21 protein-coding genes and 1 pseudogene are annotated in these 26,147 nt (G+C 74.4%); 15 read left to right on the top strand and 7 right to left on the bottom strand.

What is annotated here, in order from left to right:
* Window positions 1-32: 32 nt before the first annotated feature.
* The 3 genes from AMK25_RS25765 to AMK25_RS25755 are packed head-to-tail and all read right to left on the bottom strand — an operon-like array spanning window position 33 to window position 2,100.
* Window positions 33-629: a TetR/AcrR family transcriptional regulator gene (locus tag AMK25_RS25765; RefSeq protein WP_073830972.1), complete on the bottom strand. Its 597-nt coding sequence runs from the start codon at window positions 627-629 to the stop codon at window positions 33-35.
* Window positions 626-1,381 carry an ABC transporter permease gene (locus AMK25_RS25760; protein ID WP_073830971.1) on the bottom strand — a complete coding sequence of 252 codons (756 nt, stop codon included), beginning with the start codon at window positions 1,379-1,381 and terminating at the stop codon, window positions 626-628. Before AMK25_RS25760 ends, AMK25_RS25765 begins: the two co-directional genes overlap by 4 nt.
* A complete protein-coding gene (locus AMK25_RS25755) occupies window positions 1,378-2,100 on the bottom strand; it encodes an ABC transporter ATP-binding protein (protein WP_073830970.1) in 723 nt (240 codons plus the stop codon). The genes AMK25_RS25760 and AMK25_RS25755 overlap by 4 nt, the downstream gene beginning before the upstream one ends.
* A 110-nt stretch (window positions 2,101-2,210) precedes the next feature.
* Between AMK25_RS25755 and AMK25_RS25750 the strand changes: the two genes are divergently transcribed.
* The 5 genes and pseudogenes from AMK25_RS25750 to AMK25_RS25735 all read left to right on the top strand — a co-directional run bounded on the left by AMK25_RS25750 (window position 2,211) and on the right by AMK25_RS25735 (window position 6,100).
* Window positions 2,211-2,600, top strand: a complete 390-nt coding sequence (locus AMK25_RS25750; RefSeq protein WP_073830969.1) for a MerR family transcriptional regulator — start codon at window positions 2,211-2,213, stop codon at window positions 2,598-2,600.
* A gap of 151 nt (window positions 2,601-2,751) precedes the next feature.
* Window positions 2,752-3,402 (top strand): annotated as a pseudogene (locus AMK25_RS32825) (phosphoribosyl-AMP cyclohydrolase); the annotation flags it as partial.
* 180 nt (window positions 3,403-3,582) lie between these two features.
* Complete coding sequence (hisI, locus tag AMK25_RS32820) at window positions 3,583-3,996, top strand: phosphoribosyl-AMP cyclohydrolase (RefSeq protein WP_073831039.1); 414 nt, start codon at window positions 3,583-3,585, stop codon at window positions 3,994-3,996.
* Window positions 3,993-5,546: an anthranilate synthase component I gene (locus AMK25_RS25740; protein ID WP_073830968.1), complete on the top strand. Its 1,554-nt coding sequence runs from the start codon at window positions 3,993-3,995 to the stop codon at window positions 5,544-5,546. Before hisI ends, AMK25_RS25740 begins: the two co-directional genes overlap by 4 nt.
* Window positions 5,543-6,100 (top strand): Trp biosynthesis-associated membrane protein, encoded by a 558-nt coding sequence (locus AMK25_RS25735; protein WP_073830967.1) that lies wholly within the window; start codon window positions 5,543-5,545, stop codon window positions 6,098-6,100. The genes AMK25_RS25740 and AMK25_RS25735 overlap by 4 nt, the downstream gene beginning before the upstream one ends.
* On the opposite strand, the gene AMK25_RS25730 is transcribed toward AMK25_RS25735, so the two are convergent.
* The gene (locus AMK25_RS25730; RefSeq protein WP_073831040.1) at window positions 6,093-6,368 is read right to left on the bottom strand and encodes a hypothetical protein; all 276 of its coding nucleotides are present in this window, start codon (window positions 6,366-6,368) and stop codon (window positions 6,093-6,095) included. The genes AMK25_RS25735 and AMK25_RS25730 overlap by 8 nt on opposite strands.
* A gap of 442 nt (window positions 6,369-6,810) precedes the next feature.
* Here AMK25_RS25730 and trpC point away from each other — a divergent pair, with 442 nt between their 5' ends.
* From trpC to trpA, 3 genes are read left to right on the top strand one after another with little or no spacing between them, the layout of a single operon-like run.
* Window positions 6,811-7,614 (top strand): indole-3-glycerol phosphate synthase TrpC, encoded by an 804-nt coding sequence (gene trpC, locus AMK25_RS25725; RefSeq protein ID WP_030271968.1) that lies wholly within the window; start codon window positions 6,811-6,813, stop codon window positions 7,612-7,614.
* A 35-nt stretch (window positions 7,615-7,649) separates the two neighbouring features.
* The gene (trpB, locus tag AMK25_RS25720) at window positions 7,650-8,876 is read left to right on the top strand and encodes a tryptophan synthase subunit beta (RefSeq protein WP_073830966.1); all 1,227 of its coding nucleotides are present in this window, start codon (window positions 7,650-7,652) and stop codon (window positions 8,874-8,876) included.
* Between the two features lie 4 nt (window positions 8,877-8,880).
* Window positions 8,881-9,684 carry a tryptophan synthase subunit alpha gene (gene trpA, locus AMK25_RS25715; RefSeq protein ID WP_073830965.1) on the top strand — a complete coding sequence of 268 codons (804 nt, stop codon included), beginning with the start codon at window positions 8,881-8,883 and terminating at the stop codon, window positions 9,682-9,684.
* A gap of 142 nt (window positions 9,685-9,826) precedes the next feature.
* Here the strand turns inward: trpA and AMK25_RS25710 are convergent, their stop codons facing one another.
* Entirely contained in the window at window positions 9,827-10,363 is a 537-nt protein-coding gene (locus AMK25_RS25710; protein ID WP_073830964.1) for an NUDIX hydrolase, read from the bottom strand.
* Between the two features lie 102 nt (window positions 10,364-10,465).
* Between AMK25_RS25710 and lgt the strand changes: the two genes are divergently transcribed.
* On the top strand, window positions 10,466-11,692 hold the full coding sequence (gene lgt, locus AMK25_RS25705) for a prolipoprotein diacylglyceryl transferase (protein WP_073830963.1): 1,227 nt from the start codon (window positions 10,466-10,468) through the stop codon (window positions 11,690-11,692).
* Between the two features lie 11 nt (window positions 11,693-11,703).
* Entirely contained in the window at window positions 11,704-12,891 is a 1,188-nt protein-coding gene (locus tag AMK25_RS25700) for an FAD-dependent oxidoreductase (protein ID WP_073830962.1), read from the top strand.
* Between the two features lie 20 nt (window positions 12,892-12,911).
* On the opposite strand, the gene AMK25_RS25695 is transcribed toward AMK25_RS25700, so the two are convergent.
* Window positions 12,912-13,754: a GNAT family N-acetyltransferase gene (locus AMK25_RS25695; protein ID WP_073830961.1), complete on the bottom strand. Its 843-nt coding sequence runs from the start codon at window positions 13,752-13,754 to the stop codon at window positions 12,912-12,914.
* A gap of 145 nt (window positions 13,755-13,899) precedes the next feature.
* On the opposite strand from AMK25_RS25695, the gene gltB reads away from it, so the two are divergent.
* The 3 genes from gltB (at window position 13,900) to AMK25_RS25680 (ending at window position 20,728) form a co-directional block, all read left to right on the top strand.
* Window positions 13,900-18,558, top strand: coding sequence for a glutamate synthase large subunit (gene gltB / locus AMK25_RS25690; RefSeq protein WP_073830960.1), 4,659 nt, complete (start codon window positions 13,900-13,902; stop codon window positions 18,556-18,558).
* A complete protein-coding gene (locus AMK25_RS25685; protein WP_073830959.1) occupies window positions 18,551-20,056 on the top strand; it encodes a glutamate synthase subunit beta in 1,506 nt (501 codons plus the stop codon). The genes gltB and AMK25_RS25685 overlap by 8 nt, the downstream gene beginning before the upstream one ends.
* A 144-nt stretch (window positions 20,057-20,200) precedes the next feature.
* The gene (locus AMK25_RS25680; protein ID WP_043329534.1) at window positions 20,201-20,728 is read left to right on the top strand and encodes a hypothetical protein; all 528 of its coding nucleotides are present in this window, start codon (window positions 20,201-20,203) and stop codon (window positions 20,726-20,728) included.
* Between the two features lie 52 nt (window positions 20,729-20,780).
* On the opposite strand, the gene AMK25_RS25675 is transcribed toward AMK25_RS25680, so the two are convergent.
* The gene (locus tag AMK25_RS25675) at window positions 20,781-22,316 is read right to left on the bottom strand and encodes a M1 family metallopeptidase (protein ID WP_073830958.1); all 1,536 of its coding nucleotides are present in this window, start codon (window positions 22,314-22,316) and stop codon (window positions 20,781-20,783) included.
* 196 nt (window positions 22,317-22,512) lie between these two features.
* On the opposite strand from AMK25_RS25675, the gene AMK25_RS25670 reads away from it, so the two are divergent.
* Window positions 22,513-23,298, top strand: coding sequence for an SGNH/GDSL hydrolase family protein (locus AMK25_RS25670; protein ID WP_073830957.1), 786 nt, complete (start codon window positions 22,513-22,515; stop codon window positions 23,296-23,298).
* A gap of 117 nt (window positions 23,299-23,415) precedes the next feature.
* Window positions 23,416-26,094 (top strand): hypothetical protein, encoded by a 2,679-nt coding sequence (locus AMK25_RS25665; protein ID WP_073830956.1) that lies wholly within the window; start codon window positions 23,416-23,418, stop codon window positions 26,092-26,094.
* Window positions 26,095-26,147 lie beyond the last annotated feature (53 nt).

The following is a 26,147-nucleotide window of genomic DNA, read 5'->3' as shown; positions in this document are numbered from 1 at the left end:
CCGCCGTCGACGCCGCGGGGCGCGGCGGCGGCTCAGGTGATGTCGCCGGTGAGGTACCGCTGGACCGTCGGTCCGATGGCGGCCACCAGCGTCGCCGGCTCGGCGGTGGCGACCGCGTCGAGGCGCAGCACGTACCGCATCATGGCCAGCCCGGCGAGCTGGGTGGCGACCAGCCCGCCGCGTAGCGCGCGCTGCGCCGGGTCGACGTCGAGATGGTCGAGCACCCGGCGCAGTACCTGCGTGACCAGGAACTCGCGCAGCAGGCGGGCGCTCCAGTCGTTGCTGACCGCCGAGCGCAGCAGCGCGACCGCGGCGCTCCCGGCGGGGGAGTCCCAGACCTCCAGGAACACCCGGACCATCCGCTCGCCGACCCCGTCCGGGCCGCCGGTGAGCACCGCCGGCAGCAGCCGTCCCGGGTCGGCCGGGAACGCCGTCGCGGCCCGGAACAGCTCCTCCTTGCCGCCGAAGTAGTGGTGCACGAGCGCCGGGTCCACGCCGGCCGCGGCGGCGATGGCCCGGATCGACGCGGCGTCGAAGCCCCGCTCGGCGAACGCCTCCCGCGCGGCGGCGAGGATGGTGTCCCGGGTGTCCGGAGTGCCGGGCCGCCGCCCGGTGCGCCGCGCGTTCACCCGCTGCGCCGGCGCAGCGTCGCGGCGGCCAGCACCAGCGCCGCCACCGCCGCCCCGGCCACGATCGCCACGTCCCGCCACATCGTCCCGGTCGGCTCGGCGTGCGCGCCGACCTCCTGCAGCGCCTCGACCGCGTACGACAGCGGCAGCGCGTCGCTGACCGCCTGAAGCCAGCCGGCCATCTGGTCGCGCGGCACGAACAGGCCGCACAGCAGCAGTTGCGGGGCCACCACCACCGGCATGAACTGGACCGCCTGGAACTCGGTGCGGGCGAACGCCGAGCAGAACAGCCCGAGCGCCACCGCCAGCACCGCGTTCACCCCCGCGATCAGCACGACCAGCCACGCGCTGCCGGCGGTCTCCAGCCCGAACACCCGGTACGCGACGAGCGAGGCGACAGTGGACTGGAGCACCCCGGCCAGGCCGAACGCGATGCCGTACCCGAAGAGCAGGTCGAGCTTGCCCAGCGGCGTGGTGAGCAGGCGCTCCAGCGTGCCCGTGGTGCGCTCGCGGAGCATGGCGATGCTGGTCACGAGGAACATGATGATGAACGGGAAGAAGCCGAGCATGATCAGGGCCACCCGGTCGAACGTGCTGGGCGCGCCGGGCGGGGTGGGCTGGTCGACGTACATGAAGTAGACGAGCGTGAGCAGCACCGACGGCACGACCACGAGCAGCGCCACGGTCCGCCGGTCGTGCCGGAGCTGGCGCAGGATGCGTCCGGTGGTGGCGGCCAGGATTCGTCCGTTCATCGTGCCTCTCCCTCGGCCTCGCGGATCAGGCGCAGGAACGCCTCCTCCAGGTCGTCGGTCCCGGTGGCGGCGCGGACCGCCGCGGGGGCGTCGTCGGCGACCAGCCGGCCCTCGCGGATCAGCAGCAGCCGGTCGCAGCGGGCCGCCTCGTCCATCACGTGGCTGGAGACGAGCAGCGTGGTGCCGTTCGCGGCCATGGCGTGGAACCGGGCCCACAGGTCGGCGCGGAGCACCGGGTCCTGGCCGACAGTGGGTTCGTCCAGCACCACCAGCTCCGGCTCGCCGACCAGGGCGCAGGCGAGCGAGGCGCGGCTGCGCTGGCCGCCGGAGAGCGTGCCGACGAGCTGGCCGGCCGCCTTGCCCAGGCCGACGTCGGTGACCGCGCGGTCGGCCTCGGCGCGGCCCCGGCCCTGGAGCGCCGCGAAGTAGCGGGCGTTCTCCCGCACGGTCAGGTCGGCGTAGACGCTCGGCGCCTGGGTCAGGTAGCCCACCCGGCGGCGTAGGTCGGCCGAGCCGGCCGGGCGGCCGAGCACGTCGACCGCGCCGGAGCCGACCGTCTGTACGCCGACCACCGCGCGCATCAGCGTGGTCTTGCCGCTGCCGCTGGGCCCGAGCAGCCCGGTCACGGTGCCCCGGGGCACCCCGCAGGTGATGCCGTGCAGCACCCGCCGCCCGCCCCGGTCGACCACCAGCTCGCGGACCGACACCGCGTCGTCCATGCTCGCCTCCGTCAATTCATCACTCGTTGAACTCAACGGTAGATGAATTCCGTCTGCGAGGCAACGAGGGACTTGACTTCGAGTGCGCTCGAACTGGAAGCCTGGAGGGCGTGGACATCAGCACGCGGGAGATGAGCCTCACCGTGGGTGAGGCGGCGGAACGGGTCGGCCTGACCACCTACACGCTGCGCTGGTACGAGCAGGAGGGCCTGGTGGGCCGCGTCGGACGGGACTCCTCGGGCCGCCGGCGCTACACCGAGTCCGACGTCAACTGGCTGTTCCTGCTCACCCGGCTGCGGCGCACCGGGATGCCGGTGCGCGACATGCGCCGCTACGCCGAGCTGGCCCGGCACGGCGACAGCACGCTCGGCGCGCGCCGGGCGCTGTTCGAGGCGCACCGGGCCCGGGTGCTGGCCCGGATGGCCGAGCTGGAGGAGGACCTGAAGGTTCTCGAGTACAAGATCGACGCGTACCGGCGGGCAGAGGAGGAGTCGAGCTGAACGCCTCGGTGGCGGACAGGGAGTCCGGCACCGGAAGATCGGATCTCGGCACCATGACGCCGTGGGTCCAGCGCAGTTGCCCGACACCGGATTCCTCGACGACTGGGCCGCCCGCCTGCGGCAGACCGCCGACCGTCCAGTCGTCGGGATCATGCTGCGGGGCAGCCACGCCCGGCGGGCCGCCACCGAGCACAGCGACGTGGACGTGGACGTGCTCGTGGTCGCCGACGAAGGGCGCGCCGCCACCGGCGCGGGAACCCGCGCCGCTGCCCGGCGCGGCGGCCACTACGCCGCCCGGCGGGCGTACCTGACCGAGTTCGGCGGTCGCCTCGTGCACGTCTCGGTGGCGGCCCGCGACGTCCGGTCCTGGGTGCGCCGGCTCGGCCAGCCCGCCGACTGGGCGTTCGGTCTGCCGGTGACCGCGCCGGCCCGGCTGCTCTGGGCGGTGCCGGAATGGCGGCGCCGGATCGACCTGCCCGTGCTCTGCCAGCCCGCCGACGAGCCGCGTCTGGAGGAACTGATCGCCACGCTGGGCAAGGTCGCCGCCAACCGCTGGGCCGGTGACCCGGTCGGGGTCCGGCTCGCCGCGGCCGACCTGGCCCGGCTCTGCCCCTCGGTGCTGCGGCCGGCCAACCCGTCGGTGCGCGTGGTGTCCCGCCGGGCGGCCCTGACCGCCGCGCTGGACCTGCCGGTCGCCCCGCCCGGCTACCGCGACGACATGCTGCTCTGCCTCGGGCTGCGCCACGGCGACCCGGCCGAGGTCGCCGCCGCCGCCGGACGGCTGGTCACCGGCATCCTCCCGCTGGTGCGCCCGTACGCGGCGGAGATCGCCCGGGTCGCCGGGACCGACCTGGCCGAGGCGCTCACCGACGGCCGGGTGGACCGCTACCTGCGGCAGTTGGGCCAGGCGCCGGCGACGGTGACGCCCGCCTCCCGGGACACGTCGGCGGTGCCGGGGCCGCGTGCGGGAGAATGGTCAACCGTGCCCGCCCCTGACGCGCCGCTGAACGGCGCCCCCGCTCCCGGCCCGGCCCGCCCGTCCCGGCTCGACCCGGCCATCGCGGCCAGGCTCCGCCGCACCCCGGACGGCCTGGTCGCCGCCGTGGTCCGCGCCCACGACTCGGGCGAGGTGCTGATGGTCGCCTGGATGGACGACGAGGCGCTGCACCGCACGCTCACCACCGGCCGGGCCACCTACTGGTCGCGCAGCCGCGGCGAGTACTGGGTCAAGGGCGCCACCTCCGGCAACCACCAGTACGTGCGCTCGGTGGCGCTGGACTGCGACGGCGACGCGCTGCTGGTCAGCGTGGAGCAGGTCGGCGCGGCCTGCCACACCGGGCAGCGCACGTGCTTCTTCACCGACCTGCCGGTCAGCTCCCCGGAGGTGACCCCGTGACCGACGGTGCGGTCAGCCCGGACCGGTCCACGTTCGCCGACCTGGCCGCCCGCTGGCGCGTCGTGCCGGTGACCCGGCGGCTGCTCGCCGACGCCGAGACCCCGGTCGGGGTCTACCGCAAGCTGGCCGGCGGTCCCGGCACGTTCCTGCTGGAATCCGCCGAGCAGGGCGTCGGCTCGGCCGGCACGGCCTGGTCGCGGTACTCGTTCATCGGCGTCCGCAGCAGCGCCACGCTCACCGAGCGCGACGGCGAGGCGAGCTGGACCGGCACGCCGCCCGCGGGCGTACCGACCACCGGCGATCCGGTCACCGTGCTCCGCGAGTCGGTCGACGCGCTCGCCGGCCCGGCCTGGGACCCGGCCGGCGGAATGCCGCCGCTCACCGGCGGGCTGGTCGGCTTCCTCGCCTACGACCTGGTCCGCCGCTTCGAGCGGCTGCCCGAGCTGACCGAGGACGAGCTGGACGTGCCCGAGCTGGGCATGATGCTCGCCACCGACCTGGTGGTGCTCGACCACTACGAGGGCTCGGCGATCCTGGTCGCCAACGCGGTGCTGCCGCCGCTGGACGACCCCGACCGGGCCGAGCGGGTCGACGCCGCGTACCACCACGCAGTCGGTCGCCTGGACGCCATGACCAGCGCGTTGTCCCGACCGATCCCGCCCATGGTCTCCACCGTCGGCCGCCCGGGCGTCGGCGAGGTGGTCAGCCGCACCCCGGAGGGCGGCTACCCGAAGGCGGTGGCGGCGGCCAAGGAGGCGATCCGGGCCGGCGAGTGCTTCCAGATCGTGCTCAGCCAGCGCTTCGAGCGGCCCACCGACGCCGACCCGCTCGACGTGTACCGGGTGCTGCGCACCACCAACCCCAGCCCGTACATGTACCTGCTGCGCTTCGACGGCTTCGACATCGTCGGGTCGTCCCCGGAGGCGCACCTCAAGGTCAGCGCCGGCCCGGACGGGCGGCGGCGGGCCCTGCTGCACCCGATCGCCGGCACCCGGCCGCGCGGCCGCTCCCCGGAGGCCGACGCCCGGCTCGCCGCCGAGCTGCTCGCCGACCCCAAGGAGCGCGCCGAGCACGTCATGCTCGTCGACCTGGGCCGCAACGACCTGGGGCGGGTCTGCCGGCCGGGCACGGTGGAGGTGCCCGAGTTCGCCACCATCGAGCGCTACAGCCACGTCATGCACATCGTCTCGACAGTCGTCGGCGAGCTGCGCGCCGACCGCACCGCGTTCGACGCGCTCGCAGCCACGTTCCCGGCCGGCACGCTCAGCGGCGCGCCCAAGGTACGCGCCATGGAGATCATCGAGGAGCTGGAACCGGTCCGGCGCGGCGTCTACGGCGGCACCGTCGGCTACTTCGCCTTCGGCGGCGACCTGGACATGGCCATCGCGATCCGTACCGCGCTGATCCGCGACGGTCGCGCCTACGTGCAGGCCGGGGCCGGGATCGTGGCCGATTCCGATCCGGCCGCCGAGGACCAGGAGACGCGGAGCAAGGCCGCCGCCGTCCTCGCCGCGATCGCCGCCGCCGAGACGCTGCGGGCAGCCCGGTGAGCGCGCCCGGAGCCACCGCGCCGGCGGCCCGCGGCCGGCGCGAACTCGCGTACGCGGTGCTGCTCTGCCTGGCCGGCGCGGGCCTGGCCTGCTGGGCGGTGACCCGGACCTGGTCGGCGGAGGTGACCGCCCGCGGCTCGCTGCCGCCCGGCCGGGCCGACCGCACCGGCGCGGACCTGCTGCCCTGGGTGCTGGCGCTGACCTACGTGGGGCTGGCCGGCGGCGGCGCGGTGCTCGCCACCCGGGGCCGCCTGCGCCGGCTGCTCGGCCTGCTGCTGGGCGCGGTCGGCCTGGCCGTGGCGGTCGGCGGCGGGATCGGCCTCACCGAGGCCGGGGTGAGCCGGCAGTGGCCGGCGCTGGTGCTGGCCGGTGGCCTGGCCCTCGCGGCCGGCGGCGCGTTCACCGCGTTGCGCGGCGACGACTGGCCGGCGATGGGCGCGCGCTACGAGCGACGGGCCGCGCCGGCGGCCGAGCCCGGCCGGCCCGCGGTCGAGCGGGGCACCCGGGACGCGTGGGACGCGCTGGACCGGGGCGAGGACCCGACGGTCAGCTGACCGGCTGGGCCTCGCGCGCGTCGCGCCGCTGCCGGGCCGCGGCCCGTGCGGCGGTCAGTTCGGCCACCAGCCGCTCCAGCTCGCGGCGCTGGGCGGCACGGGCCCGGTCCGCGCAGACGGCCTCCCAGGCGTTGCCCTGGGCGGTGCGCGTCCGGCCGTCACCGGCCACCGCGCGCTCCAGCGTGTGCACCACGCCGAAGGCGAGGGAGGCGACGGTCCGGGAGATGGTGGTCAAGCCGATGGTCTGGGTCGGCCCGTTGGCGCTCATGGTCACCCCGCACGAGATGGTTGTCGGCGGTCGCGGCCGCCGGTGTCGAGTCTGCCTGAGGACGATGCTGCCGGGCTCACGTTTCGCCCTCATGAAGCACAGGTCAACGGTCCTGCAGCGGGCCCGACCTGGGCAGGGCCGGAGGTCCTTGAGCTTGGTCACAGACGTCGCCGGAACCGGTCCTGCGGGCCCGGAGCGATCGTGGTGAGATAGGGGATGGGTGACGGTCGATGCCAGCGTGGCGCTGCGTGACATGGCGTTCACCGGAAGTCGGCCATCATGCCACAGCCCATGTCGTGAGGTGCGCCATACCCCCGGGCACTCGTCGCCAGGTGGCGCCCCCTAGCATCGGCCCATGACGCCCGGAGAGGGGAGTCCGTTGGTGACTGCAGAGCATGCGCACGCGGAGGGGGACGACGCCGGAGCGGCGCCGTCCGCAGGGGTGCTCGACGAGATCCTGGCCGGCGTACGCGAGGACGTGGCCCGGCGCCAGGAGCAGGTTCCGCTGGAGCGGATCCGTGAACTGGCCGCCGCCGCGCCGCCACCGCTGGACGCGTACGCGGCCCTGCGCCGCCCTGGCGTGGCCGTGATCGCCGAGGTGAAGCGCTCGTCGCCGTCCAAGGGGCGGCTGGCCGAGATCGCCGACCCGGCGGACCTGGCCGGTGACTACGCGGCCGGGGGAGCGCGGGCGATCAGCGTGCTCACCGAGGGCCGCTGGTTCGGCGGGTCGCTCGACGACCTGGCGGCGGTGCGGGCCGCGGTGAACGTGCCGGTGCTGCGCAAGGACTTCGTCGTCTCCAGCTACCAGGTGCACGAGGCCCGCGCGCACGGCGCCGACCTGGTGCTGCTGATCGTCGCCGCGCTGGAGCAGAACGTGCTGGTCGGGCTGCTGGAGCGGATCGAGTCGCTGGGCATGACGGCGCTCGTCGAGGTGCACACCGAGGAGGAGGCGGACCGCGCCCTGGAGGCCGGCGCCCAGGTCATCGGCGTCAACGCCCGTGACCTGCGTACGCTGGAGGTCGACCGCTCGGTGTTCGAGCGGATCGCGCCCGGCCTGCCGAGCAGCGTCGTCAAGATCGCCGAGTCCGGCGTGCGTGGCCCGCACGACCTGATCCGGTACGCCTCGGCCGGCGCCGACGCCGTGCTGGTGGGCGAGGGCCTGGTCACCCAGAAGAGCCCGCGCGAAGCGGTCGCCGAGCTGGTCAACGCCGGCAACCACCCGGCCACGCCCCGTCCGGTGCGCTGAGCCGCCGGGCCACCCGATCCGAGAGGACGCCCGCGATGAGCGCCGTACCCGCAGCCGGCCAGGTTCCCGACGCCGCCGGTCACTTCGGCCGGTTCGGCGGCCGGTTCGTCCCCGAGGCGCTCGTCGCCGCGCTGGACGAGCTGGACGCGGCGTACCGCAAGGCGATGGGCGACGAGGACTTCCTCGCCGAGTTCGACTCGCTGCTGCGTGACTACGCCGGGACGCCCTCGATGCTCTACGAGGCCCGGCGCTTCTCCGCGCAGGTCGGCGCGCGGGTCCTGCTCAAGCGCGAGGACCTCAACCACACCGGCGCGCACAAGGTCCGCAACGTGCTGGGCCAGGCGCTGCTCACCAAGCGGATGGGCAAGCAGCGGGTGATCGCGGAGACCGGCGCCGGCCAGCACGGCGTGGCCACCGCCACCGCCGCCGCGCTGTTCGACCTGGAATGCGTCGTCTACATGGGCCAGGTGGACACCGAGCGGCAGGCGCTCAACGTGGCCCGGATGCGGATGCTCGGCGCCACTGTCGTCCCGGTGACCACCGGCTCGCGCACGCTCAAGGACGCGATGAACGAGGCGATGCGGGACTGGGTCGCCAACGTCGACAGCACCCACTACCTGATCGGCACCGCCGCCGGACCGCACCCGTTCCCGGAGATGGTCCGCGACTTCGTGCGCGGCATCGGCGTGGAGGCCCGCCAGCAGTGCCTGGACCTGACCGGCACGCTGCCGGACGCGGTCGCGGCCTGCGTCGGCGGCGGCTCCAACGCGCTCGGCATCTTCCACGCGTTCGTGCCCGACGCCGGGGTGCGCCTCTACGGCTTCGAGGCCGGCGGCGAGGGCGTCGACACCGGCCGGCACGCCGCCAGCATCACCGGCGGCTCGTCGGGCGTGCTGCACGGCACCCGCACGTACGTCCTGCAGGACGCCGACGGGCAGACCATCGAGTCGCACTCGATCTCGGCCGGCCTGGACTACCCGGGCGTCGGGCCGGAGCACGCCTGGCTGCACGACACCGGCCGGGCCACCTACCTGCCGGTCGACGACGCCGACGCGATGGCCGCGTTCGAGCTGCTCTGCCGCACCGAGGGCGTGATCCCGGCGATCGAGAGCGCGCACGCGCTCGCCGGCGCCCGCGCGATCGCCCCCCGGCTCGCCGAGGAGCTGGGCCGCGAGCCGTTGATCGTGGTCAACCTGTCCGGCCGGGGCGACAAGGACGTGCACACCGCCGGCGCGTACTTCGGCATCCTCGACAAGGAGTGACAGCGTGAGCCGCATCGGGGTCGCCTTCGACAAGGCGCGTGCGGACGGACGGGCCGTGCTGGTCGGCTGCATGCCGGCGGGCTTCCCGACCGTCGAGGGCAGCATCGCCGCCATGAAGGCCATGGTCGAGGCGGGCGTGGACGTCATCGAGGTGGAGATCCCGTACTCCGACCCGGTGATGGACGGCCCGGTCATCCAGAAGGCGAGCGACATCGCGCTCGCCGGGGGCGTCCGCGTCGCAGACACGCTGCGCGCCGTCGAGGCGGTCGCCGCGACCGGGGCCAGCGTCGTCACCATGACCTACTGGAACCCGATCGAGCAGTACGGCGTGGACGCGTTCGCCCGCGACATGGCCGCCGCCGGTGGCACCGGCCTGGTCACGCCGGACCTGATCCCCGACGAGGCCGCCGAGTGGCTGGCCGCCTCGGACGCGCACGGCCTGGACCGGACGTTCCTGGTCTCCCCGTCCTCGACCGACGCGCGTCTGCGGATGACCGCCGAGCACTGCCGTGGCTTCGTCTACGCCACCGCGATCATGGGTGTCACAGGCGCCCGGGCGCAGACCTCCGAGGCGGCCCCGGTGCTGGTCTCCCGGCTGCGCGAGGTCGCCGACATCCCGGTCGGCGTCGGGCTGGGCGTGGGCACCGGCGCGCAGGCCGCCACCGTCGCCGGGTACGCCGACGCGGTGATCGTGGGCAGCGCGCTGGTCCGCTGCGTGCTGGACGCCCCGGACCAGGCCACCGGCCTGACCGCCCTGCGCAAGCTCAGCGCCGAACTGGCCGAGGGCGTCCGCAACCCGGCCCGCTGACGGCGCGGTCTGCTCCGCCCGGTCCAGCCCTACCGCCGCCCACCTGCTTGATCGACTCCATTTCGCCGAGCTGGCGTGGTCGGGAACGCCGGGACACCGCCACCTCGCCGAACTGGTGTCGATCAAGCGAGCGGGAGGGCGGTCAGCGGCTGCTGCTGTCGGCCTGCTCGGAAGCGCGCTGGCCGGGCGGGGCGGGCTGCCCGTCACCGGACGGCGTGAGCGCGTCACCGGAAGCGGTGTGGCGCAGCACGCCGGAGCGGCCGGCGAGCGCGTCCGCGATCGCCGCGCGCGTTGCGGGGGTCAGCACGTCGGGCAGTTCCTGCGGTGGCCACCACCGCGGCAGGCACCCGGCCGCCGGCTCGCTCAGCGGCTCGACGCCGGCCGGCCCGGCGCGGAACACGTGCACCAGCACGTCGGGGCGCGCGCCGCACCGCCCGGCCGGTGGCGCGGGCGCCCGCGGGCCGATCACCCGGTAGAGGCCGACCAGGTCGACCGGCTCGACCGCCCAGCCGGTCTCCGCGCGGACCGCCCGGACGACGGCGTCCGCCGGGCTCTCGTCGTGGCGCAGCCGCCCGCCCGGCAGCGCCCAGCGACGCGCCCCGTCGGAGCGGCGGCAGAGCAGCAGCCGGCCCGACCCGTCGATGACGACCGCGGCGACCGCCCATGTGAGCGGGCTCATGGACAAAGAGCCTACGACCGCGCAAACCAGAAGTCATCCGACCCGCGCGGCAGGCCGACCGGGGTGCCGCACACACAGTCCGCACAGGTACCGTGTGCACCCGTGACCCTCGCCCCGATGACCCCACTGGCGGCCATGCCCAGCCCCAGCACCGCCGTCTGGCAGCTCGGTCCGGTTCCGATCCGGGCGTACGCGCTCTGCATCATCCTCGGCATCGTGGTGGCCTGCGTGGTCACCGAGTACCGGCTGCGCCGCCGCGGCGTCGCTCCGGGCGCGGTGCTCGACATCGCCGTCTGGGCGGTGCCGGCGGGCATCATCGGCGCGCGGATCTACCACGTGATCACGTCGCCGGAGAAATACTTCGGCGCCGGCGGTGAGCCGATCAAGGCGCTCTACATCTGGGAGGGCGGGCTCGGCATCTGGGGCGCGGTGGCCGGTGGCGCGGTCGGCGCGTGGCTCGCCGCCCGGCAGCTCGGCATCCCGTTCACGGTGATCGCCGACGCGCTGGCGCCCGGGCTGCCGCTGGCACAGGCCGTCGGCCGGCTGGGCAACTGGTTCAACAACGAGCTGTACGGCGGGCGGACCACGCTGCCCTGGGGCCTTGAGGTGCACGTGATGGACCCGGACAACCCGGGTCACGCGCTGCGCGACGACGCCGGCAACCCGGTGCTCCAGCCCGGGCTCTACCACCCGGCGTTCCTCTACGAGGCGCTCTGGAACGTCGGCGTCGCCGCGCTGGTGCTCTACCTCGACCGCAAGCTGCGGCTCGGGCGCGGCCGGGCGTTCGCGCTCTACGTGATGGGGTACACGGCGGGCCGGTTCTGGATCGAGCTGATGCGCACCGACGAGGCCAACCTCATCCTCGGCGTACGGCTCAACGTCTGGACCGCCGTGCTCGTCTTCCTCGGCGCGCTTGCCTACTTCGTCCGGGTCCGGGGCCCTCGCGAATACCTCGTGCCGGTGGGCGAGCCGGCCGCCGTGCCGACCCCGTCCGGGGACGTCTCCCAGGTCGACCTCTCCGCCCGGGAAGCCGCCGCCCGGCCGGTCGTGCCGGAGGGCTACCGGGTGGTGAGCGAGGAGCAGTTCGACACGTACCGCAAGACCGGCGTGCTGCCCCCGGCCGACGACGAGCGGGCCGAATCCCCGGACGACGACCCCACCGCGGCCGAAGCGCCCGACGCCACCACCGCCGACTCGGACGACGCCGACCGCGCGGACGCCGACGGCGCCCACTCCGACTCCGACTCCGGCCCGGAACGAACCGACGCCGAGCGCACGAACGCGGGCCGGGCCGACGCCGGCGCGCGCCCCACCGACCGGGACAGCTGAGCGGGGGAGTCATGCGCAGCGCGGTGGTGGTCGGCGCCGGCCTCGGCGGGATGGCGGTGGCCGGCGTGCTGGCCCGCTCGGGATGGCAGGTCACGCTGCTGGAACGCGCCGACCGGGTCCGGCCGGAGGCGACCGCCGTGGTGCTCTGGCCCAACGGGGTGCGCGCGCTGCGCGCCCTCGGGCTGGGCGACGGGCTGGACGCGATCGCCACACCGCTGCCCGACGGCGGCGTGCGCCGCCCGGACGGGCACTGGCTGGTGCAGCCCCGGTCCACAGCGGCCGAGCGGATGCCGGTGGTGGTGCACCGGGAGGACCTGCACGACGCGCTCATCGCCGGCCTCGGTGACCGGGTCGAGCTGCGTACCGGCGTGACAGTGCGGACGGTGCGCGCCGCCTCCGGTGAGCGCCCGGCGGTGGGCGACGGCCGGCACACCTACGAGGCGGATCTGGTGGTGGCCGCCGACGGCGTGGACAGCGAGATCCGCAGGCAACTGGCGCCGGAGAGCTCGGTGGTCAGCTCCGGGTGCGCCGCGTGGCGGGCGGTCATCCCCTGGTACCGGGCCCCGCAGCTGCCCGACGACCAGCCGCTGCACGGCGAGACGCTGGGCGCCGGCTACCGGTTCCTGGCCGCCTCGCTCGGCGAGCGGGGCAACGCCGGGGCCTCCCGCCGGGGCGGCGTCTACTGGGTGGCCACCGCGGCGGGCGCGCCCCGCCCGGAGCCGCCCGAGGTCCAGCTCGCCCTGCTCAAACGCTGGTTCGCCGGCTGGCCCGCGCCGATCGGCACGCTGCTGGAGGCGACCGACCCGGACGACGTGGTGCAGCAGGAGATCCGCGAGCTGCGCCCGCTGCCGAAGGCGTACGGCTTCCCGGCCGGGCCGGGCGGCGTGGTGCTGCTCGGCGACGCCGCGCACGCCATGCCGCCGCACCTCGGCCAGGGCGCCTGCCTGGCGTTCGAGGACGCGGCGACGCTGGCCGGGCTGCTGCGGGAGTCGCGGCTGCCGGACGCGGTGACCGCGTACGACCGGCTGCGCCGCCCCCGCGCGGCCACTATGGTCCGGCAGACCCGGCGGATGTCGGCGGTCCTGCAGGCCCGGGGCCGGCTGGCGCTGCGCGCCCGCGACGCCGCCCTCGGCACGATCAGCCCCCGGATGCGCAACACGGCCGCCGCGGCGGCCGCCGCCTGGCAGCCGCCGTCCTGACCTCCGCCGGGCGTGCGGCCTCAGATGACCGCGGCGGGCTCGGCGATGCAGGCGGTGCCGATCCGGCGGAATCCGACCCGCAGATAGACCCGGGCGATGTCCTCGCTGCCGGCGCTCAGGAAGATCAGCTCGGTGCCGGCGGCGCGCAGTTCCCGCGCGAGGGTGGCGGTCACCGCCGCGCCGAGCCCGCGCCGCCGCGCGGACGGCAGCGTGGCCACCCCGGCGATCTCCGCCACGTCGCCCACCCGCATGGCCATGCCGCTGGCGAGCGCGCCCTCCTCGGGCGTCCCGGCGAGCACGGAGACGCGCCGGCCGTCGGCGACCCGGCTCGCCTCCTCCTCCAGCGCGGCCACGTCCAGCCCGGCGACGGCGGCGTCCCGCTCGGCCGGTCCGGCCTCGCCGCGCGCGGTGCCGCCGTTGGCGAAACCGACCGCGGCGACTGCCCGTCGCAGCGCGATGTCCGCGGCGAAGCCGGGCTCGGCCGGGTCCAGCACCCGCACCAGTACGTCGCTGAACGTCCCCGGTTCGGGCAGCCGCTCCGGTTCCAGCAGCATCAGCGGCGCCTCCAGCACGCTCAGCCCGGCCGAGCGGGCCACCGCCAGCAGGTCCGGCTGATGCTCGTGCACCCACTCGAACGCCTCCGGCAGGCCCAGCTCCCGCTGGCGGGCGCGGACCGCCGTGACGTCGGCGAGCGTGGGGTGCCCGGTGGCGTCGAGCCGGGGCCGGGCGTAGAACGGCCATCCGGCGCCTTCCCGGACGAAGAGCACCAGGGCGTCGTACTCCTCGCAGCGGGCCCCGTCGCGGGGCACCGCGTCGTAGAACCGCTCCAACCGGTCGAGTACGTCAGCGCGTGCGAGATCCACCGCGCGAGACTACACGTCCCAGCATCTGGAAGTGTGATCAATCTGAACTGGCCTTGCGCCGGAAGCCCTAACGTAGACTCAATAAACCGCAGAGGGCCGACGTCGTCCCCATCATGATCCATCCTGAGTGACGACAGGAGGCCCGGTGGCCTTTCCGTACCCTCACAGCCCGCAGTCGGCCCCACCGACGACCGGGCTCTACGACCCCGCGTACGAGCACGACGCCTGCGGTGTGGCCTTCGTGGCCGACCTGCACGGGCGGCGCTCGCACCAGGTCGTCGCGAACGGCCTCGGGGCCCTGTGCCGGCTGGACCACCGGGGCGCCCGGGGCGCGGAGCACAACACCGGGGACGGCGCCGGCATCATGATCCAGGTGCCGGACGCGTTCCTGCGCGCCACCGTCGACTTCCCGCTGCCCCCGGCCGGCCAGTACGCCACCGGTCTGGTGTTCCTGCCCGACGACGACGCGGCCGAGACCCGCGCCCGCCAGGTGGTCGACAAGTACGCGCTGGTCGAGGGCGCCGACGTGCTCGGCTGGCGCGAGGTGCCGACCGACCCGTCCGGGCTGGGGGAGACGGCCCTCGCGGCGATGCCCCGGGTCCGGCAGCTCTTCCTCTCCGCGCGCCGGCTGACCGACTCGCCCGCCGGCCCGGCCGGCTCCCCGCTGACCGGGCTCGACCTGGACCGGGTGGCGTTCTGCCTGCGCAAGCAGGTCGAGCGGGAGACCGCCGAGCGGGGCGTGCCGGCGTACTTCCCGTCGCTGTCCGGCCGCACCATGGTGTGGAAGGGCATGCTCACCCCGGACCAGCTCCCGGAGTTCTACCCGGAGCTGACCGACGAGCGGGTGGTCAGCGCCATCGCGCTGGTGCACTCCCGCTTCTCCACGAACACGTTCCCGTCCTGGCCGCTGGCGCACCCGTACCGGTTCATCGCGCACAACGGTGAGATCAACACGATCCGCGGCAACCGCAACTGGATGCAGGCCCGCGAGGCGCTGCTGCGCAGCCCGAACCTGCCCGGCAACATCCGCCGGGTCTTCCCGGTGTGCACCCCGGCCGCGTCCGACTCGGCGAACTTCGACGAGGTCCTGGAGCTGCTGCACCTGGCCGGGCGGAGCCTGCCGCACGCGGTGCTCATGATGATCCCCGAGGCGTGGGAGAACGACCCGGACATGCGCGCCGACAAGCGCGCGTTCTACCGCTTCCACGCCAGCCTGATGGAGCCGTGGGACGGCCCGGCCTCGGTGGCCTTCACCGACGGCGAGGTCGTCGGCGCGGTGCTCGACCGCAACGGGCTGCGCCCGGGCCGCTGGTGGCACACCGCCGACGGGCTGGTGGTGCTGGGCAGCGAGGCGGGCGTGCTCGACCTGGACCCGTCCACGGTGATCGCCAAGGGCCGGCTCCAGCCGGGCCGGATGTTCCTGGTCGACACCGTCAACGGCCGGATCGTCTCCGACGACGAGATCAAGACCGAGCTGGCCGCCGAGCAGCCGTACCAGGAGTGGCTGCACGCCGGCCTGATCGAGCTGGATGACCTGCCCGCCCGCGAGCACATCGTCTACACCCACGACTCGGTGCGCCGCCGCCAGCAGGCGTTCGGCTACACCGAGGAGGAGCTGAAGATCCTGCTCGGCCCGATGGCCCGCAGCGGCGCGGAGCCGATCGGCTCGATGGGCACCGACACGCCGATCGCCCCGCTGTCCACCCGGCCGCGGCTGCTCTACGACTACTTCCATCAGCTCTTCGCACAGGTCACCAATCCGCCGCTGGACGCCATCCGGGAGGAGCTGGTGACCAGCCTGGCGTCCACGATCGGGCCGGAGGGCAACCTGCTGGACCCGGGCCCGGCGAGCTGCCGGCAGATCGTGCTGCCGTACCCGGTGATCGACAACGACGAGCTGGCCAAGATCCTCTCCATCGACGAGGACGGCGATCTGCCCGGCTTCAAGGCGGTCCGGGTCTCCGGGCTCTACCGCCTGCGCGACGGCGGCGCCGGCATCAAGGCCCGGCTGACCGAGATCTGCCGGCACGTCTCCGAGGCGATCGAGGACGGCGTGCGCATCCTGGTGCTCTCCGACCGGGACTCCAACGCCGACCTGGCACCGATCCCGTCGCTGCTGCTCACCGCCGCGGTGCACCAGCACCTGGTGCGCGAGCAGACCCGTACCCAGGTGGCGCTGGTCGTCGAGTCCGGCGACTGCCGCGAGGTGCACCACGCGGCGGTGCTGATCGGGTACGGCGCGGCGGCTGTCAACCCGTACCTGGCCTTCGAGTCGGTCGAGGACATGATCTCCACCGGCGTGCTGCCCGGCGTGGAACGGGTCAAGGCGGTCCGCAACTACGTCAAGGCGCTCGGCAAGGGCGTCCTGAAGATCATGTCCAAGATGGGAATCTCGACCGTGTCGTCGTACTGCGGGGCGCAGGTCTTCGAGGCGGTCGGCCTGGAGACCCGCCTGGTCGACAGGTACTTCCGGGGCACGCCGAGCACCATCGGCGGCATCGGGCTGGCCGAGATCCACGCCGAGGTGGCGGCCCGGCACGCGCGGGCCTGGCCGGCGCCGGGCACGCAGGCCGACGACCGGCTGGAGGTCGGCGGCGAGTACCAGTGGCGCCGCGAGGGCGAGCTGCACCTGTTCAACCCGGAGACCGTCTTCCTGCTCCAGCACGCCACCCGCAGCCGCCAGTACGACGTGTTCCGGCAGTACACCGCCAAGGTCGACGAGCTGGCCGCGAAGGCGGGCTCGCTGCGCGGGCTGTTCACGCTGCGCACCGGCGTACGCCCGGCGGTGCCGCTGGACGAGGTCGAGCCGGCCACTGAGATCGTGAAGCGTTTCGCCACCGGCGCCATGTCGTACGGGTCGATCTCGGCGGAGGCGCACGAGACGCTCGCCATCGCGATGAACCGGCTCGGCGGCAAGTCCAACACCGGCGAGGGCGGCGAGGACGTCGAGCGGCTGCACGACCCGGCGCGCCGCTCCGCGGTCAAGCAGATCGCCAGCGGCCGCTTCGGCGTGACAAGCGAATACCTGGTCAACGCCGACGACCTCCAGATCAAGATGGCGCAGGGCGCGAAGCCCGGTGAGGGCGGGCAGCTGCCCGGCAACAAGGTCTGGCCGTGGATCGCCCGGACCCGGCACGCCACCCCCGGTGTCGGCCTGATCTCCCCGCCGCCGCACCACGACATCTACTCCATCGAGGACCTGGCCCAGCTCGTCCACGACCTGAAATGCGTCAACCCGGCCGCCCGGGTGCACGTGAAGCTGGTCAGCGAGGTGGGCGTGGGCACCGTCGCGGCCGGCGTGGCCAAGCTCAAGGCCGACGTCATCCTGATCTCCGGGCACGACGGCGGCACCGGCGCGTCCCCGCTGAACTCGCTCAAGCACGCCGGCACCCCGTGGGAGCTGGGCCTGGCCGAGGCGCAGCAGACGCTGCTGCTCAACAAGCTGCGCGACCGGGTCACCGTGCAGGTCGACGGCCAGCTCAAGACCGGCCGGGACGTGCTGATCGCGGCGCTGCTCGGCGCCGAGGAGTTCGGGTTCGCCACCGCGCCGCTCATCGTCGAGGGCTGCGTGATGATGCGCGTGTGCCACCTGGACACCTGTCCGGTCGGCATCGCCACCCAGAACCCGGTGCTGCGTGAGCGCTTCACCGGCCGGCCCGAGTTCGTGGAGAACTTCTTCCTCTTCCTCGCCGAGGAGGTCCGCGGCTACCTGGCCGAGCTGGGCTTCCGCAGCATCGACGAGGCGATCGGGCACACCGAGCTGCTCGACGTGGTCGGCGCGATCGACCACTGGAAGGGCCACGGGCTCGACCTGAGCCGCGTGCTGCACCTGCCCGAACTGCCCGAGGGCGCGGCCCGGCGCGGTGTCCGCGCCCAGGACCACGGCCTCGACGCGGCGCTGGACAACCGGCTCATCGAGCTGGCCGGGCCGGCGCTGCGCGACAGCACCCCGGTCCGGGTCGAGGTCGAGGTGCGCAACGAGCACCGCAGCGTCGGCGCGATGCTCGGCGGCGAGGTGACCCGCCGGTTCGGCGGCGCCGGGCTGCCCGACGACACGATCGAGTTCCTGCTGCGCGGCACCGCCGGCCAGTCGTTCGGCGCGTTCCTGCCGCGCGGGGTCACGCTGCGCCTGCACGGCGACGCCAACGACTACGTCGGCAAGGGACTGTCCGGCGGGCGCATCGTGGTCCGGCCGGACACCGACGCGCCGTTCGTCGGCGTGGACGCCGCGCCGGGCCGCCGGGCCGAGGACCAGATCATCGCCGGCAACACCATCCTGTACGGCGCGACCGGCGGCGAGGTCTACCTGCGCGGCCGGGTGGGGGAGCGGTTCGCGGTGCGCAACTCCGGCGCGGTCGCGGTGGTCGAGGGCCTCGGCGACCACGGTTGCGAGTACATGACCGGCGGCACCGTGGTGGTGCTCGGGCCGACCGGGCGCAACTTCGCCGCCGGCATGTCCGGCGGCACCGCGTTCGTGCACCGGCTCAACCAGCGACTGGTGAACACCGAGCTGGTCGACCTGTCGCCGCTGCGCGACGAGGAACGCGACCGGCTGCACGAGCTGGTCCAGCGGCACTTCGCCGAGACGGACTCGGCGGTCGCCGAGGACCTGCTCAAGCGCTGGCCGCAGGCGGTGGAGGAGTTCACCGCAGTGGTGCCCCGGGACTACCGCCGGGTCATGGAGATCATGCGGGCCGCCGAAGCCGCCGGCCGAGACGTCGACGACGCGGTGATGAGCGCCCTCGCTCCCGCGCCGGTACCGCCCGCGCCCCGGGCGGTCGCCCAGGAGGTGGCTCGTGCCTGACCCGAACGGTTTCCTGCGCTACGACCGGCGGCTGCCGGCCCGCCGTCCGGTCCCGGTGCGGATCTCCGACTGGCGGGAGGTGTACCCGCCGGCCGGTGAGGAGCTGATCCGCGAGCAGGCCACCCGGTGCATGGACTGCGGCATCCCGTTCTGCCACGACGGCTGCCCGCTGGGCAACCGCATCCCGGACTGGAACGACCTGGTCCGCACCGGCAACTGGGACGCGGCGGTGGATTCGCTGCACGCCACCAACAACTTCCCCGAGTTCACCGGCCGGCTCTGCCCGGCGCCGTGCGAGGCGGCCTGCGTGCTCGGCCTGGGCGGCCAGCAGCCGGTCACCATCAAGCAGGTCGAGGTGGAGATCGCCGACGCGGCGGTGGCCCGCGACGGCCTGCGGCCCCGGCCCGCGTCCGTGTCCACCGGCCGGTCGGTGGCGGTGGTCGGCTCCGGCCCGGCCGGGCTGGCCGCCGCGCAGCAGCTCGCCCGCGCCGGTCACACGGTCACCGTGTACGAGCGCGACGACGCGATCGGCGGGCTGCTCCGCTACGGCATCCCCGACTTCAAGCTGGAGAAGCAGCACATCGACAAGCGGCTGGCCCAGCTCACCGCCGAGGGCGTGCGGTTCCGTACCGGCGTCGAGGTCGGCGTCGACGTGACCGCCGAGCAGTTGCGCGCCGAGCACGACGCGGTGCTGCTTGCTTGCGGCGCGTTGCAGGGCCGGGACACCCCCCAGACGCCGGGCCGGGCGCTGCGCGGCGTCCATCAGGCGATGGCGCACCTGGTCGCCGCGAACCGGGTCGTGGCAGCCGCCGGGGAGGGGAAGCCCGCCCTGGCCACGCTGCCCGACGGCACGCCGATCGACGCCGCCGGCAAGCACGTGGTGATCATCGGTGGTGGCGACACCGCCGCGGACTGCCTCGGCGTGGCGCACCGGCAGGGCGCGGCGGGCGTACACCAGCTCGACCTCTACCCGCAGCCGCCGTCGGAGCGGGACGCGGAGCGCGACCCGTGGCCGACCTGGCCGTGGGTGCTGCGCAACTACCCGGCGCACGAGGAGGGCGGCGACCGGGTCTTCGCGGTCGCCGTGCAGGAGTTCGTGGACGACGGCACCGGCCAGGTCCGCGCGGTCCGGATCGCCGAGGTGACGGTGGAGAAGGTGGACGGTCGCCGCATCGTCACCGCGCTGCCCGGCTCCGAGCGGGAGATCCCGGCCGACCTGGTGCTGCTCGCCATCGGCTTCGAGGGCACCGAGAAGCAGCCGCTGCTGGCGCAGTTCGGCGTGACCCGCAACGGCCGGGGCGCGATCGACTCCGGCCCGGACTGGCAGGCCACCGACGGCGTCTTCGTCGCCGGTGACATGCACCGGGGCGCGTCGCTGATCGTCTGGGCGATCGCCGAGGGACGCGCCGCCGCGGCGGCGATCCACACGTACCTGGGTGGGGTGGGCGACCTGCCCGCCCCGGTCGACCCGGCCCGCCAGCCACTCGCCGCCAGGTGAAAGGAAGGGCCCCCTCTTAACGCCTCAGGTAGAGGAGGGGCCCTTCTTAACGCCCGCCGCCGCCGCGCGGCCGTCCGGGAAGGGTGGCCCAGGTCATGCCGAACGGGGCCCCGGCGGCACGACGACCGTCGTTAGGCTGCGGCCATGGACGTCGAGGTACGCCTGCGGCGCATCCGCCGCTGGCTCTGGCTGGTGGTGGCGGGGCTCTTCCTCAGCGGGGTGACCGCGTTCCCGCTGGAGGTCGAGGTGCGCTGGCTGCTGGCGGCGTCCGACCCGCTCGCCGGGCAGTTCCCGGCGCTGGTCGACTGGATCGAGCGGGTCCACGTCGGACTGGTGGCGGCCGGTGAGGACTACCCGTTCCTGCGGTACGGCACCGACTGGCTGGCCTTCGCGCACCTGGTGCTCGCGGTGGCGTTCTGGGGGCCGCTGCGTGACCCGGTCCGCAACGTGTGGGTGGTCCAGGTAGGAATGATCGCCTGCGCCGGCATCGTGCCGCTGGCGGTGATCTGCGGTCCGATCCGGGACATCCCCTGGTTCTGGACGCTCGTCGACCTCTCGTTCGCTGTCGGCGCGTTCCCGCCGCTCTGGTTCGCCTACCGCCACATCCGCGCGGTCGAGGCGGCACAGCCTTGGACGGCGTCGACTGCGGCACCCGTGCCGACCGCCGGTTGACCGGCCGGCCGGGCCGCCCCCGTCGTGGGGGAGCGGCGCGGCCAGCACCCGGTCAGCGGCCGAGCAGGTCGTGCGCCGCGCGGATCTTCGACCACGAGGCCGGCTGCGCCGGTGCGGCGCTCGTCCGCGCGGCGGCGGCCACATCGGGCCGGCCGGGCGTGAACAGCCAGGTGGTGAACACCGCGTCGAGGTCCCGCCCGGAGATCCGCTCGGCGAGCGCCTGGAACTGCGCGACGGTGCCGTTGCCGTACTGCCGCTTGGCGGTCCAGGTGCGCAGGATGCGGAAGAACGCGGTGTCGCCGACGGCGAGGCGGATCTGGTGCAGCGCCATCGCGCCCCGGTCGTAGACGGCGTCGTCGAAGATCCCGCTCGGACCCGGGTCGCCGGGGCGCACCTGCCAGAACTCGGAGTCGGCCGGGTAGCTGTCGTAGGTGAAGTCGAACAGCTCCTGCGCGGTGCCCTCGCCCTGCTCCTCGGACCAGAGCCACTCCGCGTACGAGGCGAAGCCCTCGTTGAGCCAGATGTGCCGCCAGTCCGCCACCGACACCGAGTCGCCGAACCACTGGTGGGCGTTCTCGTGCACCACCACGTACGGGTTGGCGCCGCGCCGCCAGAAGCCGGGGCCGTACACCGGGCGGGTCTGCGTCTCCAGCGCGAAGCCGATGCCGTCGACCGGCCCGGCCACGCCGCCCTGCGCCTCGAACGGGTACGGGCCGAACAGCCCGCTCTCCCAGTCGACGATCTCGGCGGTGCGTTCGATGCTGGCCCGCGCGGCGGGCAGGCGCTCGCCCAGCGTGGTGCTGTACGCGTTCACCACCGGCTGCCCGTTCGGCGCGACGTCGGTGACGATCTCGTACTGCCCGATGGCCAGGAACGCCTGGTACGTGGCGCCGGGTTTGACGCTGCGCCAGCTCCACCGGGTGCGGTTGCTTGCCTCGGGCAGCGGGTCACGCGGCTGCACGCCGTTACTGATCACCTCGACGCCGGTCGGCACCGAGACCGAGATGTCCCAGGTGGCCTTGTCCTTCGGGTGGTCGTTGCTCGGGTACCACCACCAGGCCGACTCGGGCTCGTTGACGGCGAGCGCCCCGTCGGCGGTACGGGTCCACGCGGTGTATCCCTGCACGGTGGTCTGTGACGGCACGCCGGCGTACTTCACCACGACGGTGAGCTGCTGTCCCTTGGTCAGCGGCCGGGCCGGGGTGACGACCAGCTCGTGGTCGCCGGCGCGGGCGAAGCCGGCGACCCAGCCGTTCACGCGCACCGACTCGACGTCGAGGAGGAAGTCCAGGTTGAACCGGGACAGGTCCTTTGTGGCGGTGGCCAGGATCGTGGTGGTGCCGCTGAGGCGGTCGGTGGCCGGCTCGTAGCGCAGCCGGATGTCGTAGTGCCCGACGTCGTAGCCACCGTTGCCGTAGTCGGGGAAGTAGCTGTCGCCCAGCCCGGGGCTGCCGGGCGTCGGGGTGGCCGCCGCGGGTTGCGGCCGGCCCCATCCGGCCGGGGCAGCCTGGCCGGGCGCGCCGGTCACTGTGGTGCCGGCCGCGGTGAGGGTCAGGGCGGCGATGGCCGCCGTGAGTGCGCGTCGCACGGGGGACTCCCTCCGTCGGGTGTCGTCACCGCCAAACTAATCGACACATGTGAACGCATCTGTCCCGTCCGGTCGATCTCGGCTATTCAATTTTTGCGAATGTTTCGATAGCATTACCGACCAGTAACAGCACCGATCCCTCGGCCACGCGCGCGGTCAACGGGCTCCACCACCCCTGCCCCGTGGAGGCTCTGTCATGTCCCGTCGCGTCCGTACCGCGTTCGCCGCCGTCCTGGCGGCCGTTCTCGGCGCCGTGCTCCTGCCCGGCGCCGCCCGGGCGGCCACCGTCAACTACGTCGCCCTCGGCGACTCCTACTCCTCCGGGGTCGGCGCCAGCCCGTACGACCTGTCCACCTGCCTGCGCAGCCAGAAGTCGTACGCCCCGCTCTGGGCCGCCGCCCACTCGGTCACCAGCTTCAAGTTCCCGGCCTGCGGTGGCGCGGTCACCGCCGACGTGCTGAACAACCAGGTCGGCCAGCTCAGCAGCAGCACCACGCTGGTCACCATCACCATCGGCGGCAACGACGCCGGTTTCGCCGACGTGATGACCAGTTGCCGGTTCGGCAGCACGTCCAGCTGCGAGAGCGCGGTCAACGAGTCGAAGGCGTTCACCACCGCGACGCTGCCCGGCCGGCTCGACGCCACGTACACCGCGATCCGCAACCGGGCCCCGAACGCCCGGCTGGTGGTGCTCGGCTACCCGCGGCTGTTCGAGACCGGCTCCTGTGGACTGCTCGCCATGAGCAGCTACAAGCGCACCATCCTCAACCAGGCCGCCGACACGCTCAACGGCGTCATCGCCGGCCGGGTCGCCGCCGCCGGTGGCACGTTCGTCGACGCGCGGCCGTTCTTCGCCGGGCACGGCGTGTGCGCCGCCGAGCCGTGGATCCGTGACGTCAGCGGCGTCATCGAGGCGTACCACCCGAACGCGAACGGCTACCGCTACGGCTACCTGGCCGCGCTGACCGCGGCGATCGGCTGATCCGCATGTGAGGAGAGGGCCCCGCTCGACAACCGTCCGTCGAGCGGGGCCCCGCCCTTGCCGGGTTGCATCGAGCGTCGACAATGGTGCGACACCCCGTGTGACCCGGAGGTGACCATGCGCGAACCGGCGACCCGGCCGCGGCCGGTCCGCGAGCAGTTCCCGGCCGGTGGCCCGGAACTGCTCACCCTGCTGGCCCGGCTGCTGCGGCGTCCACGCCGCGGCGACCGCCGGCTCCCGCTGCTCTGGCTGGTCCGGCCCACCGGGGACGGCGCGGTCGCGGCCCTGCTACGGCGTTTCGCGGCGCGCCGGGCCGGGCGGCGGGTACCGCACGCCGTGCTGGATCTGACCGGCCGCCCGGCCGAAGACGACGTCGCGGCCGTGCTGCGCGAGCTGCACCGGCAACTCTCCGTGGAGGCGTTCGGCGCGCCCCGGCTGCGGTTCCGGCACTACCCGCTGGCCGACTGGCTGATGCACCAGACGCTCGCCGTGGACCTGGACGCCGCCGACGGCGGCCGGGCAGCGCTGGTGCGCCGGCTGCGGGACTGGCGCGGGCGACGGGCCGGTGAGGACCCCCAGGTCGGCGGCGACTCCGGCCTCGGCACCGCACTGCACCTGCTGCTCTGGCTGCTCTGGCGGGCCGTGCCCAGCGTCGTGTTCCGGATCGCCGTCTCCGGCCGGGTGCCGCTCGTCGGACGGCAGTACCGCTGGTTCATGCGCCAGCAGTACCTGGCGCCCCGGCAGTCGGTGACGTTCCTCGGCTTCGCCGAGCGGCTCACCGCCGGCTGGCGCGACGGCGAACACCCGGCCCAGGTGGAGAAGCTGCTGCTGCACGCGTTCCTGGAGGACCTCCGCCTGGCGTACCGAAGGCGGTTCTGGCGGCCCGGCGACTGGCGCCGCACCGCCTATCCGGTGCTGGTGCTCGACGGCGCGCGGCCGGACGACGTCGGGCACACGCTGGTTCGGCTCGTCGACGAGGTGCGCAACGAGACCGGCCGCAACGACCCGCTGCTCGTCGTCGCGGTCGCCGCCGGCCCGCCGCCGGAACCGGCCGCGGCCCGGCCGCTGGACCAGGCCGAGGAGGCGTACGAGGAGTGGGCCGAGGCGCTGCCGGAGAACCGCCGGCTGCGCCGCCCCGGCGCCTGGCTGATGCTGCTGGAGGCGGACGACAGGGACGTCGACGTCCCGGTGGGAGGCGTCCCGCCCGCCCTTGTCGCGCCCGACCCGCCCTGGTGGGCACGGCGGTTCCTTCCCGCAGCGGTGGCCCTGGCGCTCGTCGCCGGGCTGGGTGTGTGGGCGCACGGGCGGTGGGCGCCGGACTGCCGCCCCTGGCCCGCCGACCGGGTCGCCGTCCGGCTCGTGGCCGGGGAGTGCGTCGGCTACAGCGACACCGCCGGGCAGGTCTTCAACAGCGAACCCGGGCAGGACCGGCTGCGTGCCGTGCAGCGGCGCATCTTCGCTCAGAACCGGGCCGCCGAGGAGGTGTGGCGGCGCAGCGAGCACCGCCGCCCCTACCTGACGCTTGTCTACCTGGGCAGCCTCACCGGCAACCGGACCCGCGCGGACGAGGAGTCCTACGTCTCCGAGCGGGAGGAACTGGAGGGCATGGCCACCGCCCAGTACGCCCTGCTCCAGGAGTCGGCGGCGGCGGACGACGCGGCGCTTCTGCACATCGTGGTGGCGAACGCCGGGCGGCAGATGCGGCACGCCGACGACGCGGTACGGATGCTGGAGGGGCTGGCCCGCGACGACCCCACCGTGCTCGGCGTGGTCGGGCTGGTGGACAGCCGCACCAGCACGGCGGCGGCGCTGCGCGAACTCAACCGGGTCGGCCTGCCGGTGCTCGCCCCCACGCTGTCGGCCGACCGGATGGACGCCAACTCCAGCCTCTACCTGGCCATGTCGGCGCCGAACCGGGACCAGGTGCGGATGGTCGAGGCGTACGCCCGGCAGGTGCTGCGGGTGGGGGAGGCGCACGTCTACTGGACCACCGGCGAGGGCAGCTCGCTCGCCGACGACCTGTACGTCGCCACCCTCGTCGACGGACTGCGGGAGGGCTTCGGCGACCGCATCACCCGGCTCGACGAGTGGCGCAGCGGGCGGCGGCTCACCCAGGAGTGCGGCTACCCCGGGATGCTCTTCTTCGCCGGCCGCTGGTCGGAGTTCGACGGGTTCATGCGCGCGCTCAAGGAGTGCGGCGCGAACCCGCCCCGGCACCTGGTCGCCGACGACTCGGTGAACCGCTACATGGCCAACCCGGGGCTGCGCGCCAGCGCGCCGGGCAACCTGCCGGTCACGTACGTGTCGAAGGCCGCGCTGGCCACGTGCGCGTCGCTGCGGGCCGCGCAGGCCGGGCGCGACGACGCCCGGGGCAGTTTCCTCACCTGGATCGGCGCGGACGGCCTGCTCGACCCGCCCCGATGCCGCGCCGGGACCGGCCCGCCGGTCGGCGAGCGGGTCAGCCTGGCCTACGACGCCACCATGATGACGGTACGCGCGCTGGAGAGCCTCGCCGCCCGCCTGCGCCACGCCGACACCGGCCGCCGCTGGGAGCCCCGCTCGGTCAACCCGGTCGGGGTGCACGCCGAGGTGCTGCGGCAGAACGCCGCCGGCGGCTACCCGGGGGTCAGCGGCCTCATCCGGTACGCCCCGGACTCCGGCGAACCGGTGGCGAAGCGGCTGGCGCTGCTCACCGTCGCGAAGGTGCCCGACGTGGACGCCGCCCCGGTCGAGGTGTTCCACTGCGGCGTGGCCGACACCGGTCCCGACCCCGGCTGCCGCGTCGCCCCACGCTAGGGCGAGATCTTGGTACGCGGGCGCCCCTCGCGGGGCGTGCGCGTACCAAGATC

It is taken from the genome of Micromonospora sp. TSRI0369 (assembly GCF_001905625.1).
GTDB lineage: Bacteria > Actinomycetota > Actinomycetes > Mycobacteriales > Micromonosporaceae > Micromonospora > Micromonospora echinospora_A.
The sequence above is the reverse complement of the archived record's forward strand: the minus strand, read 5'-3'. Positions and strand labels throughout refer to the sequence as shown.